A 13,040-nucleotide genomic window follows, 5' to 3' on the forward strand; every position below is an offset into this window, starting at 1 on the left:
TCGGCTCCTGCTTAAGGCCGCGTGGGCGGCATCAGTGGCTACGTAGGACCTGGGCAACGGTCGCGACATTGTGGGCGAGGTGCAGCGGATTGATGGTCCCGACAATAGCACTGGCAACACCCGGATGTTCAAACAACAGCTCGAAACTGGCGCGCACCGGATCCACGCCCGGACTCAGGCATGCATGACCACTGGCGAGGGCTTTCTTGACCAGAATGGCTTTGCCGTGTGCAGCAGCATAGTCAATGACGGCCTTCTCATTCTGGTCGTTCAGATTGTAGGTGACCATCGCGCAGTCGCCTTGCTCCAGCGCCTTCAGGCCGCCGTCGACGGTTTTGCCGGAAAATCCGAAGCCGCGAATCTTGCCTTCGGCCTTGAGCTCGGCGAGGGTCTCGTAGACTTCGCCATTATTGAGGATCGCCAGGTCGTTACCATCGGAGTGCACCAGCACCAGGTCGATGAAGTCCGTTTCCAGGCGTTGCAGGCTGCGTTCCACTGACATTCGCGTGTGTGCAGCGCTGAAATCGTGACGGGACTGGCCGTCGGTGAACTCTTCGCCCACCTTGCTGACAATCACCCAATCCTCACGCTGGCCGCGCAGCAACGGACCGAGACGTTCTTCGCTGCGACCATAGGCCGGGGCTGTGTCGATCAGGTTGATGCCCAGGTCGCGGGCGAGCTTGAGCAGCATGCGTGCTTCATCGTCATCGGGAATCCGGAAGCCGTTGGGGTACTTCACTCCCAGGTCGCGGCCCAGTTTCACCGTGCCCAGGCCCAGGGGTGAAACCAGCAGGCCAGTGCTGCCCAACGGGCGATGCAAGTCGTGCAGGGTCGGTTGGCTCATGGCAGCAGTTGCTCCCAGGCAGGTACGCCCATCGGCGGCTTCGGCAGTTCAGGCAGCGCTGCCGGGTGGCTTGGCTGGATACCATCGCGGGTCAGGCTGGCGATGACCCGGTCGGCGAAGTCCGGCGCCAGGGCGAGTTTGGTCGGCCAGCCCACCAGCAGGCGATCCTGTTCGGCGAGGAAGGCGTTGTCCGGGCGGGTCAACCCCGATTGCAACGGTTCGGCGCGGTCGACCCGCAGGGTCGCCCATTGCGCGCTGCTCAGGTCGATCCACGGCAGTAATTGGCCGAGCTCTTTGCGGGCGGTAGCGATTTGCTCGGCGGGCTCGCGGGCCACGCCTTCGGCTTCGGCGATGTCGCCGCCCAGGTACCAGACCCATTGACCATCGGCGGCCGGGTGGGTGGTCACGGTCAGGCGCGGTTTGGTGCCGCCGCCCAGGCAGTGGGCGTACAGTGGCTTGAGGCCCGGGCCTTTGGCAATGATCATGTGCAGCGGTCGGCGCTGCATGGCCGGCTGGCTCAGGCCGAGCGCGGTGAGCAGGTCGGCGGTGCCGGCGCCAGCGCTGAGTACGATGCGCTGGGCGCGGATTTCGCGCTCATCGACTTTCAAGCCGACCAGCTCACCATTCTCCAGCAACGGCTCGATGTTCTGCCCGGCGAGCAAGCCATCTCCCGCCAGGTCGGCCAGGCGCTGGATCAGGCTCGGCACATCGATCACCAGTTCCGCCAGGCGATAGACCTTGCCCTTGAAACGCTTGTCTTGCAGGGCCGGCGGCAATTGTTCACCCTTGACCTGATCGACGCGACCGCGCACCGCTTTGCTGGCAAAGAAACTGGTGAGGTTGCCGGCGAGGGTGCCGGGGGACCAGAGGTAATGGGCTTCGGACAACAAACGCACGCCGGACAGATCCAGCTCACCATTGCCCGCCAGGGCTTCACGCCAACGGCGCGGCATGTCGGCGATGGCTTCCGAGGCACCGGTCAGGGCGCCGTGCAGCGCGTATTTGGCACCGCCGTGGATGATGCCCTGGGACTTCACACTCTGCCCGCCGCCGAGGCTGGCGCTTTCCACCAGCACGGTCGAAAAACCCTGGCGGCGCAGACGCGCATTCAGCCAGAGGCCGGCGACACCAGCGCCGACAATCAGAACGTCGGTGGAAATAACGGATGGCATGCAGCGACCTCTGTGTTCAAGACGAGGGCGCAGTATACAGACTCGAAGTGGAGGGGATTTACTGGAGTACAAAACCTGTGGGAGCGAGCAGGCTCGCTCCCACAATGAATGGTGCTTCGGACTTAGTGCCCGGCGGTTTTGGAGAAGAGCTGGATGACCACCACGCCAAGGACAATGAGTGCCATCCCCAGCATCGCCGGCACGTCCAGCTTCTGCCCATAGATAAACAGCGCCGCGACGCTGACCATCACAATCCCCATTCCGGCCCATACGGCATACGCCACGCCCACCGGAACGCTGCGCACCACCAGGGTCAGCATCCAGAAGGCAATCCCGTAGCCGAGGATGACCAGCACCAAGGGCAGCGGGGTGCTGAGGCCTTTGACGGCTTTCATCGAAACAGTGGCAATCACTTCGGCGCAGATGGCTATGGCCAGGTAGTAGTAAGCGGTCATGGGTCAATCCTCGTGTGAAGTGTTGCTCTCTGAGGTCGGCATTCTAGTGAGTTGCCAGATGCGGTAAAGTCATTACCTATCTGAATGGAAGATGGGTTGAGCCATGAGCACGCAATGGAATCTGGAGCAGCTGCGGTTGTTTGTCAGCGTAGCGGAGCAGCGTTCGTTTTCTGCCGTGGCGCGGGACCAGCGCAAGGCACAGTCGGCGGTCAGCAGCTCGATTGCGTTGCTGGAAGAAGACCTGGGCGTCAGCCTGTTCGACCGCAGCAGCGGCCGACAACCGAAACTCACCGAAGCCGGCACGGCGTTGCTGGACGAAGCACGGGAAGTATTGCGCCAGTGCGAACGACTCAATGGCCGGGCATTGGCAATGATGCGCGGGCAGGAGGCACGACTGCGTGTGGCGCAGGATGAAGCGATGCCTTATCAGCCGATCATCGAAAGCTTCGAGGCCCTGGCGGAAAAATTCCCCAGCCTTGAAGTGCAACTGACCAGCGCCGCCCAGGGCGATGTCGCGCGTAAGCTGGTGGAGCGGCGCGCCGATCTTGGGCTGCTGTTCTTTCACGATCAGATTCCCGAGGCACTTGAGCGGCGGGTACTGGGCAGCGTGGAAATGGTCACGGTGTGCGGCAAGGACCATCCGTTGGCGCGCAAAGGCTCAGTGGACGGCCAACAACTGGCGCAGCATCGGCAGTTGCTGATGTCCGCGGAGTCGAGCATTTATCCCGGCAGTGATCCGGCCAGCCCGCAAGTCTGGCGTGCCGACAGTTTCTATGTGATGGCCGAATGGCTGGTGCGCGGCCTCGGCTGGGCCTGGTTGCCACGCCACGTGGTGCAGTACCCGACCTATCAGAATCAGATGGTCGAACTGGCCAGCGAATGGACCCCGCCGGCCCTGGTGGTGGAACTGGTATGGCGCCGGGATGAACCACTCGGTCCGGCCGCGCGCTGGCTCGCCGAACGTTTTGCCGTGCACTTGCAGGCGATTGGCGAAAAAAGCCGATAAACTCCGCCGCCATGAATAGAACTCTTTACACCGCGCTGTTTTATCTGGGGCTGCCATTGGTAGCGATTCGGCTTTGGCTGCGCGCGCGCAAGGCGCCGGCGTATGCCAGGCGCATCGGCGAGCGCTTCTCCTATGGGATGCCGGCGATGAAGCCGGGCGGCATTTGGGTGCACGCCGTGTCGGTGGGCGAAAGCATCGCTGCCGCACCGATGATCCGAGCCTTGCTGGCGCGTTATCCGAATCTGCCGATCACCGTGACCTGCATGACACCAACCGGTTCGGAACGGATCCAGGCACTGTTCGCCAATGAGCCGCGCATCCAGCACTGCTATCTGCCTTACGACCTGCCTTGCGCCGCCCGGCGCTTGCTCGATCGGGTCCAGCCGAAACTGGCGGTGATCATGGAAACCGAACTGTGGCCCAACCATATCCATCAATGTGCCAAGCGCGGGATTCCCGTGGCGTTGGCCAATGCGCGGCTGTCCGAACGTTCGGCCAGGGGCTACGGCCGGTTCCGCAAGCTGACCCAGCCGATGTTGGCCGAGATGAGCCTGTTCGCGGTGCAGACCGAAGCCGAAGCCCAACGCTTTCGCGACCTGGGCGCGCGGGCGGAAACCGTCGAAGTGACCGGTTCGATCAAGTTCGACCTGACCATCGACCCGCAACTGCTTGAGCGCGCCAACCAATTGCGCGGGCAATGGCAGGCGCTGGAACGACCGGTGTGGATCGCGGCCAGTACCCATGATGGCGAAGACGAGGTCGTGCTGGCGGCCCATCGTCAGTTGTTGGCCAATCACCCCGATGCCTTGCTGATTCTGGTACCGCGTCATCCGGAGCGTTTCAATTCGGTGTACGGATTGTGCCAGCAACAAGGTTTTGCCACGGTCCGGCGTTCCAGCGGCGATGCGGTCAGTGCGAATACTTCAGTGTTGCTTGGCGACACCATGGGCGAGTTGCTGTTTCTCTACGCCCTGGCTGACAGTGCATTCGTCGGCGGCAGCCTGGTACCGAATGGCGGGCATAACCTGCTGGAGCCGGCAGCCCTCGCCAAGCCGGTGCTGAGTGGGCCGCATCTTTTCAACTTCCTCGAAATCGCCACGCAGTTGCGCAGTGCCGGGGCGTTGCAGGAAGTGGAGGATGCCGAAGGGCTGGCGGTGGCGGTGCAGCGGCTGTTCGAACTGCCGCGTGATGCGCAGCGCATGGCAGAGGCCGGGCTGAAGGTGATGCGCGCCAATCAGGGGGCGTTGCAACGGTTGCTGGACGGGTTGGGGCGGTTGATCGACCGCTAAGACCGCGCTGTATTCATCCGCGAGCAGGCTCGCTTGCACAGTGTTTCGAGTGTGGGAGCGAGCCTGCTCGCGAAGCTTTGCTTTTACTGCTCCGGTCGCGCTTTCAACTGCTCCTCCGCAGCCTTGGCCAGATCCGGTGGCAGGAAGTCCTTGTCCGGGTTGTAGTTGGGGTTGAGCCAGCGTGCCAGGGTTTGCAGATCCCCCGGATTCAACGTGCCGGCCTGTTGCTTCAGGCGCAGGTTGTCGAGGATGTAGTCGTAGCGGGTGTTGTTGTAGTCGCGCACCGAGGTGTACAGCTGACGCTGTGCATCCAGCACGTCGACGATGTTTCGCGTACCCACCTGATAGCCGACTTCGGTCGCTTCCACCGCGCTCTGGTTGGAGATGATCGATTGCTTGCGCGCCTGTACCTGCTCGACATCGGTGTTCACCGCGCGGTGCAGGTCGCGGGTGTTTTCCACGACCTGCCGGCGCAAGGACTCGCGCTGCTGCTCGGTCTGGTCCAGTTGTGCATACGATTGACGCACCTGGGAGCTGATCAGGCCACCGCTGTAGATCGGGATGTTCAGTTGCAGGCCAACGGTCGTTTGCGAGACGTTGCCACCGTACGGCACGGGCTGGTTATTCGGGTTGCTGAAGCCCAGTGCGTCGTTGTCGCCTTTCTCGTACTTGGCTATCGCGTCAACCGTAGGCAAGTGCCCGGACTTGCGCTGCTTGAGGGTTTGCTCGGCGGCGCTGACGGCATAGTTGCTGGCCAGCAGATTGAGGTTCTGCCTGCCCGCCGTTTCGACCCAGGCCTTGGCGTCGTTCGGTGTTGGCGGCAGGATCGGCAAGTTATGGCTGATGCCCCAGATCGAGTTGTACTGGCGGTTGGTCAGGGTGATCAATGCTTCAAAGGCATCATCCACCTGACGCTGGGCAACGATGCGGTTGGCGCGTGCGGTGTCGTAGCTGGCTTGTGAGTTCAATACGTCGGTCTTGTCCGAGAGGCCGACATCGAAGCGCTCGTTGGACTGATCAAGCTGGCGTTTGAACGCCGCTTCTTCGGCCTTGGTCGAGGCCAGGTTGTCCTGGCTGCGCAGCACGTTGAAATAGCTTTGAGCCGTTTGCAGGATTAAGTTCTGCTCGGTCGCCGAGAGTTGCAGGGCGGCCTGTTCGTTGACTTCCTTGGCCGCCTGGAACTGGAACCAGCGATCGGCGCGGAACAAGGGTTGCGCCAGGGTGGCCTGGTACGAATGAGCATCGCGGTTGGACGTGGCGGACGGTTGATCGAGATCCGTACGCACCTCGGAAATATTCGCTCCGCCCGAGAGGTTCGGCAGCAGCCCGGCGCGGGCTTGGGGTACGACTTCCTTCTGCGCGCCGTATTGGGCGATCGCAGCCGCCAGGTCGGCGTTGTTGTTGACGGCTTCCTGATAAACGCTGACAAGGTCCGTCTTGTTCGATAAGGGCGCATCTGCTGCCCAGGCCATTCCATTGGTCGCACAAGACACGGCAAGGGCCAGTGAGAGTTTGCGCAGCATAAACGTTCCCTAGAATTGATATTGCACAGGTAATTTGAGCGCCAAGGCTAAGGCGCTGCCTTGACAGCGCCAATGCGCGACTCAGCGTAGCGAGTGTAGTTGTGCATTCGGGCGGCAACAATCCTGATACTGCGTGTTATTACGCCATTCATCATGGTGATTGCAGTGGGGTTGGCGTTCTTCGCCAGTTGTGTCTAGACTGGCCGGGTTCTTGTCGGGGTGCCTTGCTATGAGGCTGAGATCGAATAATTTCGGATCCCGTTGAACCTGATCAGGTTAGCGCCTGCGTAGGGAACAAGATTTCTCGTCACCCGGCGAGTCCTCTTGTGCTTCGTCCGGGATGTTGTTCGACAATCGAACACCCCTCGAGCACTGAGCACAGCACAGCTGGTTTTCCCAGCGCCCGTGCGTCCATTCGTTTACAGGTTCGCTCCGACAAAAATCCACTGCCTGGATGCTGTCTGGAGAGCCCGTGATGACTACAAAAGCAAAAATCGCCACCAACCTGAGTGAGTCGGCCAAGGTCGATCAACAATCGGTTCAGCCGTTTGCCCGCTCGCAAAAAATATATGTTCAGGGCACTCGCCCGGACATCCTCGTGCCGATGCGCGAAATCAGCCTGGACGTGACGCCGACCGACTTCGGTGGCGAGGTCAACGCGCCGGTGGTGGTGTACGACACCTCGGGTCCGTACACCGACCCCAATGTCATCATCGATGTGCGCAAAGGCCTGGCCGATGTGCGTTCGCCGTGGATCGAATCCCGTGGCGATACCGAGCGCCTGAGCGGTCTGAGCTCGAATTTCGGCCAGGAGCGCCTTGCCGATCCGGAGCTGACCAAGCTGCGCTTCGCTCACGTCAACAACCCGCGCCGTGCCAAGCCGGGGGCCAACGTCAGCCAGATGCACTACGCGCGCAAAGGCATCATCACCGCCGAGATGGAATACGTCGCCATCCGTGAAAACATGAAGCTGGAAGTGGCCCGCGCCGCCGGTCTGCTGGACCAGCAACATGCCGGCCACAGTTTCGGCGCCAGCGTGCCGAAAATCATCACCCCTGAATTTGTCCGTGACGAAATCGCCCGCGGCCGCGCGATCATTCCGGCCAACATCAACCACACCGAACTGGAACCGATGATCATCGGCCGTAACTTCCTGGTGAAGATCAACGGCAACATCGGCAACAGCGCCCTGGGTTCGTCCATCGAAGAAGAAGTGGCGAAGCTGACCTGGGGCATTCGCTGGGGTTCGGACACGGTCATGGACCTGTCCACCGGCAAGCACATTCACGAAACCCGCGAGTGGATCATCCGCAACTCGCCGGTGCCGATCGGTACCGTGCCAATCTACCAGGCCCTGGAAAAAGTCGGCGGCGTGGCCGAAGACCTGACCTGGGAGCTGTTCCGCGACACGCTGATCGAGCAGGCCGAGCAGGGCGTCGACTATTTCACCATCCACGCCGGCGTGTTACTGCGCTACGTGCCGATGACCGCCAAGCGCGTCACCGGCATTGTCTCCCGTGGTGGTTCGATCATGGCCAAGTGGTGCCTGGCACACCACAAAGAGAACTTCCTCTACACTCATTTCGAAGACATCTGCGAAATCATGAAGGCCTACGACGTCAGCTTCTCGCTGGGCGATGGCCTGCGTCCGGGCTCGATTGCCGATGCCAACGACGAGGCGCAGTTCGGCGAACTGGAAACCCTCGGCGAACTGACCAAGATTGCCTGGAAGCATGACGTGCAGTGCATGATCGAAGGCCCGGGCCACGTGCCGATGCAGTTGATCAAAGAGAACATGGACAAGCAGCTCGAGTGCTGCGACGAGGCGCCGTTCTACACCCTCGGCCCACTGACCACCGACATCGCGCCGGGCTACGACCACATCACCTCCGGCATCGGTGCGGCGATGATCGGCTGGTTCGGTTGCGCCATGCTTTGCTACGTGACGCCGAAGGAACACTTGGGCTTGCCGAACAAGGATGACGTGAAGACCGGGATCATCACCTACAAGATCGCCGCGCATGCCGCCGATCTGGCGAAGGGGCATCCGGGGGCACAGATCCGCGACAATGCCTTGAGCAAGGCGCGTTTCGAGTTCCGTTGGGAGGATCAGTTCAACCTGGGCCTCGATCCGGACACCGCCCGTTCGTATCACGATGAAACCCTGCCGAAGGATTCGGCCAAGGTCGCGCATTTCTGCTCGATGTGCGGGCCGAAGTTCTGCTCGATGAAAATCACCCAGGAAGTCCGCGAATATGCGGCCAACCAACGGATCGAAGCGGTCGACGTGGACGTCGCCAAAGGCATGGCGGAACAGGCCGAGCGCTTCAAGCAGGAAGGCAGCCAGTTGTACCAGAAAGTTTGATCTGACCTGAAAAGGTGGGGCCTGAAAGGGCCTCTTCGCGAGCAGGTCGAGTCGTCGCACCGTCGCTCCCACATTGGAATGCATTCTCCTGTGGGAGCGAGCCTGCTCGCGAAAGCGATCTACACAACAACAAATGTCCCTCTGAGATAACACCCTTGAGCATTCAACCGAGTACTTATTCACCTGACATCGCGGTGCCGACCGACAAGCGCGTGTTCGGTGGCCGCGATCTGTTTTCCCTGTGGTTTTCCCTCGGCATCGGCCTTATGGTCTTGCAGACCGGTGCCTTGCTCGCGCCAGGCCTGGGCCTGTCCGGTTCGTTGCTGGCAATTTTTCTTGGCACCCTGGTCGGCGTTCTGCTGCTGGCGGCGGTCGGGGTGATCGGCAGTGATACCGGCCTGTCGTCGATGGCCGCACTCAAGCTCAGCCTCGGTACCAAAGGCGCGAGCCTGCCGGCGGTGCTGAACCTGCTGCAATTGATCGGCTGGGGTTCGTTCGAAATCATCGTCATGCGCGATGCCGCCAGCCTGTTGGGCGCCAAAGCGTTCAGTGAAGGCAGCCTGCTGTCCAGTCCGCTGTTGTGGACACTGTTCTTCGGCGCACTGGCGACCTTGCTGGCGGTCAGCGGTCCGCTGGCTTTCGTCCGGCAGATCCTGCGCAAATGGGGCATCTGGCTGCTGCTGGCCGCGTGCACCTGGCTGACCTGGAACCTGTTCGCCAAGGCCGACCTGGCTGCGTTGTGGGCCCAGGCCGGTGACGGTTCGATGCCGTTTGCCGTGGGTTTCGACATCGCCATCGCCATGCCGCTGTCGTGGTTGCCGCTGATTGCCGACTATTCGCGCTTCGGCAAACGGGCGAAAAACGTCTTCGGTGGCACCGCCATCGGTTTCTTCATCGGCAATTTCTGGCTGATGAGCCTGGGCGTGGCCTACACCCTGGCGTTCGCGCCGAGCGGTGAAGTCAATGCCTTGCTGCTGGCATTGGCCGGGGCTGGCCTGGGGATTCCGCTGCTGCTGATTCTTTTGGACGAATCGGAAAACGCCTTTGCCGATATTCACTCGGCGGCAGTGTCCAGCGGGATTCTGTTGCGCGCCAAAGTCGAGCATCTGGCCCTGGCTATTGGCGTTATCTGCACGCTGATTGCCCTGCTGGCGCCATTGGCCCAGTACCAGAACTTCCTGCTGCTGATCGGTTCGGTGTTTGCGCCATTGTTCGGCGTGGTGCTGGTGGATCACTTCATCCTGCGTAAGCGCAGTGGCCAGGTCGCCTCAATTGCACTGCGCTGGCCGGCGCTGCTCGCCTGGCTGGGCGGGATCAGCACCTATCATTTGCTGGCCAACCTGTACCCGGATGTGGGCGCCACCCTGCCGGCGCTGGTCCTGGCAGGGTTGCTGCAACTGGTGCTGGGCCGGGCCTTCAGTTACGGCCGGGAAACAGCTCGGGCTTGATGATGCCGTTCAGGCGAGGGTAGGGGATCTTCAGTTCGACATGACCCAGCGCGTAAGGTGCAATGCTGCTGGTTTCGTACTTGAGGATTACCCCACCGTAGGTCAGCGCCACGTTCCGGGTTTTCTGGAACGGCCAGCTCTTCACGAACTCCGGTTCCTGATCGAGCTTGGTGCTGATCAACCAGCTGTTGTGCGCCACCTGCGCCGCTTTCCAGAACGCGTCTTCCTGCCCTGGCACCAGCATGTCCGACAGCGTCAGCACTTTATGTTGCTGGCGCGAATAGTTGATAAAACCTCGGCCTGGCGTGCCATGGTCACCGCCGGTGTCCAGGTAGCTGGATAATTCGACGATCACCAAGCCGTCATGCTGCTCACGTACCTTCGCTTGCAGATAGCTGCTGTTGTGCGGGCCGGCGGTGCGCAAAAACTCTTCGCGATAGGCCGCCAGGGTCGGTGCGACCGGCGCGTCGGGCGAGGTACGAGTCATCTGCAGCAGGCGATTTTCGATGATGCCGTCCAATTGTGGCTCGGCCGGGAAGTGCAGGGTGTCGATGTTGACCAGCGGGCAATCCGGGTTGCTGCAACCGGGCTTGAGCTGCTCGGAAGCGTCGCGGGTGGTTTCCAGCGGCGTCCGGTAGTTGGGCTGGAACAGACTCGCGCAAGCGCCCAAGGTCAGGGCGATAGCGGCCACGGAGGCGATTTTGAAAAGCGACATGTGCATCCTTTCTGAAACAGGGGAAGGCAAAAAGATACCGGCTTCGACTCTCAACAAAGCAATCAGTTCGCCACTAAGCTAATTAGAGTGGGTTTCGCTCTCACCGTCCATCCCACTGACGGGAAAGGAGCTGCATCAAACGTCACGCGCGCGTTAGGATGGCGCGAAGTCGAGGCCCAGGAAAAAAGCAGCCTCGTTCAGGAATCGCAGTAACGAGGATTGTCATGACGGATTTTGCCAACGCCATTCCGACCGCCGTTGATATCGTGCGGCGCGAAAAGTGCTACGAGGGCTTTTACAAACTCGAACGTGTGCACTTGCGCCACGAATTGTTCGCCGGAGGCATGAGCCGCGAAATCAATCGTGAAGTGTTCGTTCGCCATGACGCGGTATGCATGCTGCCTTACGACCCGCAGCGCGATGAAGTGGTGCTGATCGAGCAGTTTCGCGTCGGTGCCATGGGCAAGACCGACAATCCCTGGCTGATCGAACTGGTCGCTGGTCTGATCGACAAGGATGAAGTACCGGAAGCAGTTGCTCACCGCGAAGCGCAGGAGGAAGCTGGGCTTGTGATCGGGGCGCTCTGGCCGATGCTCAAATACTTTCCATCGCCGGGCGGCAGCAACGAATTCGTGCATTTGTACCTGGGGCGCTGTGACACGACCGGGGTGGGCGGCCTGCATGGGCTGGAAGAAGAGGCAGAAGACATCCGCGTTACGGTCTGGGCTTTCGAAGATGCCCTGCAAGCCGTGCGCGACGGGCGTATTGCCAACGCGGCGAGCATCATTGCCTTGCAATGGCTTGCTTTGAACCGCGTTGAAGTGAGGGGGTTATGGTCGTAAACAAGCTGCGCGATCGCTATCGGGTGGACCTGGTGGGGCTGCAAGCGTCCTGCGAGGCGAACTACGCGCGCCTGATGCGACTGCTGCCGGACATGCGCAGTGAGCCTGCCGCGCGGCGCATCGCCGTGACCCATGGCGACCAGATGCTGGGTGTGCTGGCGCTGGAAGTGTTGCTGACCTGTCCTTACACCACGACCCTGCAAGTGCGTCAGGAACACAGCCTGCCGTGGCTGCCGGTGCCGCAACTGGAAGTACAGGTCTATCACGACGCACGCATGGCTGAAGTGGTCAGCGCCGAACATGCGCGACGCTTTCGCGGCATCTATCCTTACCCGAACGCCTCGATGCACCAGCCGGACGAAAAAGCCCAACTGAACATGTTTCTGGGCGAATGGCTGAGCCATTGCCTGGCGCTGGGGCATGAGTACGAAGTTGTCCGTTAAACGGGCAACGCAGTTGTGAACTGCGTCAGGTTCAACAGTTTCCCCTTTCGGTCATCCCCCAGCATAATTACGGCACTTACCCATCTGGGAGAACGCCTTGCCGAGCGTATCCACATTGACCACCGCCGATCCGGCGTTGCTGGTGCAACTCTCCGACAGCCATCTGTTTGCCGAAGCGGACGGCGCGTTGTTGGGCATGAACACCCGCGACAGTCTGCAAAAGGTCATCGAACTGGTGCGCGCGCAACAGCCGCGGATTGACTTGATCCTGGCCACGGGTGACCTGTCCCAAGACGGGACGGTGGAGTCTTACCGGCAATTTCGCGACATGACGCGTCAGCTCGATGCGCCGGCGCGCTGGATTCCCGGTAATCACGATGAGCCGCAGATCATGGCTGAGGCGGCGGTGCAGAGTGCCTTGCTCGAACCGGTGCTGGATATCGGCAACTGGCGGGTCACGTTGCTCGATTCGGCGGTGCCAGGCTCGGTGCCGGGTTATTTGCAGGACGAACAGTTGCAGTTGCTCGCCCGTTCGTTGAGCGAAGCGCCGGAGCGCCATCATCTGGTGTGCTTCCACCATCACCCGGTGTCCATTGGTTGCGCCTGGATGGAACCGATCGGCTTGCGCAATCCCGAGGCGCTGTTCGCCGTGCTGGACCGTTTTCCACAGGTGCGCGCGGTGTTGTGGGGGCATGTTCATCAGGAAATCGATCAATGGCGTAACGGCGTGCGTCTGATCGCCTCGCCCTCGACCTGTATCCAGTTCGAGCCGGGCAGCGAGGATTTCAAGGTCGCAGAGCAAGCGCCGGGGTATCGCTGGTTGCGACTGCTGCCCGACGGGCGGCTGGAAACGGGTGTTGAGCGGGTCACGGGGTTCGATTTTACTGTGGATTACGGTTCCAACGGCTACTGATCCCCCCTGTAGGAGCGAACCTGCT

General features: G+C 61.2%; 12 protein-coding genes and 1 riboswitch. Of the genes, 7 read left to right on the plus strand and 5 right to left on the minus strand.

Annotated elements, in window-relative coordinates:
• Nucleotides 1-31: 31 nt before the first annotated feature.
• The 3 genes from CAF65_RS17375 to CAF65_RS17385 all read right to left on the minus strand — a co-directional run bounded on the left by CAF65_RS17375 (nt 32) and on the right by CAF65_RS17385 (nt 2,471).
• The gene (locus CAF65_RS17375; RefSeq protein ID WP_085717387.1) at nt 32-844 is read right to left on the minus strand and encodes an aldo/keto reductase; all 813 of its coding nucleotides are present in this window, start codon (nt 842-844) and stop codon (nt 32-34) included.
• Complete coding sequence (locus CAF65_RS17380; RefSeq protein WP_085717388.1) at nt 841-2,016, minus strand: FAD-binding oxidoreductase; 1,176 nt, start codon at nt 2,014-2,016, stop codon at nt 841-843. Before CAF65_RS17380 ends, CAF65_RS17375 begins: the two co-directional genes overlap by 4 nt.
• Nucleotides 2,017-2,138: 122 nt before the next feature.
• On the minus strand, nt 2,139-2,471 hold the full coding sequence (locus tag CAF65_RS17385; RefSeq protein ID WP_007977444.1) for a multidrug efflux SMR transporter: 333 nt from the start codon (nt 2,469-2,471) through the stop codon (nt 2,139-2,141).
• A gap of 103 nt (nt 2,472-2,574) precedes the next feature.
• Here CAF65_RS17385 and CAF65_RS17390 point away from each other — a divergent pair, with 103 nt between their 5' ends.
• The gene (locus CAF65_RS17390) at nt 2,575-3,477 is read left to right on the plus strand and encodes a LysR family transcriptional regulator (protein WP_085717389.1); all 903 of its coding nucleotides are present in this window, start codon (nt 2,575-2,577) and stop codon (nt 3,475-3,477) included.
• An 11-nt stretch (nt 3,478-3,488) separates the two neighbouring features.
• The gene (gene waaA, locus CAF65_RS17395) at nt 3,489-4,766 is read left to right on the plus strand and encodes a lipid IV(A) 3-deoxy-D-manno-octulosonic acid transferase (protein WP_085717390.1); all 1,278 of its coding nucleotides are present in this window, start codon (nt 3,489-3,491) and stop codon (nt 4,764-4,766) included.
• Nucleotides 4,767-4,849: 83 nt separating this feature from the next.
• Here waaA and CAF65_RS17400 read toward each other — a convergent pair whose 3' ends face one another.
• The gene (locus CAF65_RS17400) at nt 4,850-6,289 is read right to left on the minus strand and encodes a TolC family outer membrane protein (RefSeq protein ID WP_085717391.1); all 1,440 of its coding nucleotides are present in this window, start codon (nt 6,287-6,289) and stop codon (nt 4,850-4,852) included.
• 205 nt (nt 6,290-6,494) lie between these two features.
• Nucleotides 6,495-6,600, plus strand: a riboswitch (TPP riboswitch).
• 164 nt (nt 6,601-6,764) lie between these two features.
• On the opposite strand from CAF65_RS17400, the gene thiC reads away from it, so the two are divergent.
• On the plus strand, nt 6,765-8,654 hold the full coding sequence (gene thiC / locus CAF65_RS17405; protein ID WP_085717392.1) for a phosphomethylpyrimidine synthase ThiC: 1,890 nt from the start codon (nt 6,765-6,767) through the stop codon (nt 8,652-8,654).
• Nucleotides 8,655-8,809: 155 nt separating this feature from the next.
• Nucleotides 8,810-10,102, plus strand: coding sequence for a putative hydroxymethylpyrimidine transporter CytX (gene cytX / locus CAF65_RS17410; protein ID WP_085717393.1), 1,293 nt, complete (start codon nt 8,810-8,812; stop codon nt 10,100-10,102).
• Here the strand turns inward: cytX and CAF65_RS17415 are convergent.
• A complete protein-coding gene (locus tag CAF65_RS17415) occupies nt 10,071-10,817 on the minus strand; it encodes an RsiV family protein (protein WP_085717394.1) in 747 nt (248 codons plus the stop codon). The two genes, cytX and CAF65_RS17415, sit on opposite strands and share 32 nt — an antisense overlap.
• A gap of 224 nt (nt 10,818-11,041) precedes the next feature.
• Between CAF65_RS17415 and CAF65_RS17420 the strand changes: the two genes are divergently transcribed.
• From CAF65_RS17420 to cpdA, 3 genes are all read left to right on the plus strand, one after another.
• On the plus strand, nt 11,042-11,659 hold the full coding sequence (locus CAF65_RS17420) for an NUDIX domain-containing protein (protein WP_008016925.1): 618 nt from the start codon (nt 11,042-11,044) through the stop codon (nt 11,657-11,659).
• The gene (locus CAF65_RS17425) at nt 11,650-12,102 is read left to right on the plus strand and encodes a DUF1249 domain-containing protein (protein ID WP_007977461.1); all 453 of its coding nucleotides are present in this window, start codon (nt 11,650-11,652) and stop codon (nt 12,100-12,102) included. Before CAF65_RS17420 ends, CAF65_RS17425 begins: the two co-directional genes overlap by 10 nt.
• Nucleotides 12,103-12,199: 97 nt before the next feature.
• Nucleotides 12,200-13,015 carry a 3',5'-cyclic-AMP phosphodiesterase gene (cpdA, locus tag CAF65_RS17430; protein ID WP_085717395.1) on the plus strand — a complete coding sequence of 272 codons (816 nt, stop codon included), beginning with the start codon at nt 12,200-12,202 and terminating at the stop codon, nt 13,013-13,015.
• Nucleotides 13,016-13,040 lie beyond the last annotated feature (25 nt).

It is taken from the genome of Pseudomonas sp. B28(2017), assembly GCF_002113025.1.
Taxonomy (GTDB): Bacteria; Pseudomonadota; Gammaproteobacteria; order Pseudomonadales; family Pseudomonadaceae; genus Aquipseudomonas.

Excerpts from the sequence above, each read along its gene's own strand:
- CAF65_RS17375 (WP_085717387.1), bottom strand. The coding sequence starts at position 844 with ATGAGCCAACCGACCCTGCACGACTTGCATCGCCCGTTGGGCAGCACT.
- CAF65_RS17380 (WP_085717388.1), bottom strand. The coding sequence starts at position 2,016 with ATGCCATCCGTTATTTCCACCGACGTTCTGATTGTCGGCGCTGGTGTC.
- CAF65_RS17385 (WP_007977444.1), bottom strand. The coding sequence starts at position 2,471 with ATGACCGCTTACTACTACCTGGCCATAGCCATCTGCGCCGAAGTGATT.
- CAF65_RS17390 (WP_085717389.1), top strand. The coding sequence starts at position 2,575 with ATGAGCACGCAATGGAATCTGGAGCAGCTGCGGTTGTTTGTCAGCGTA.
- waaA (WP_085717390.1), top strand. The coding sequence starts at position 3,489 with ATGAATAGAACTCTTTACACCGCGCTGTTTTATCTGGGGCTGCCATTG.
- CAF65_RS17400 (WP_085717391.1), bottom strand. The coding sequence starts at position 6,289 with ATGCTGCGCAAACTCTCACTGGCCCTTGCCGTGTCTTGTGCGACCAAT.
- thiC (WP_085717392.1), top strand. The coding sequence starts at position 6,765 with ATGACTACAAAAGCAAAAATCGCCACCAACCTGAGTGAGTCGGCCAAG.
- CAF65_RS17415 (WP_085717394.1), bottom strand. The coding sequence starts at position 10,817 with ATGTCGCTTTTCAAAATCGCCTCCGTGGCCGCTATCGCCCTGACCTTG.
- CAF65_RS17420 (WP_008016925.1), top strand. The coding sequence starts at position 11,042 with ATGACGGATTTTGCCAACGCCATTCCGACCGCCGTTGATATCGTGCGG.
- CAF65_RS17425 (WP_007977461.1), top strand. The coding sequence starts at position 11,650 with ATGGTCGTAAACAAGCTGCGCGATCGCTATCGGGTGGACCTGGTGGGG.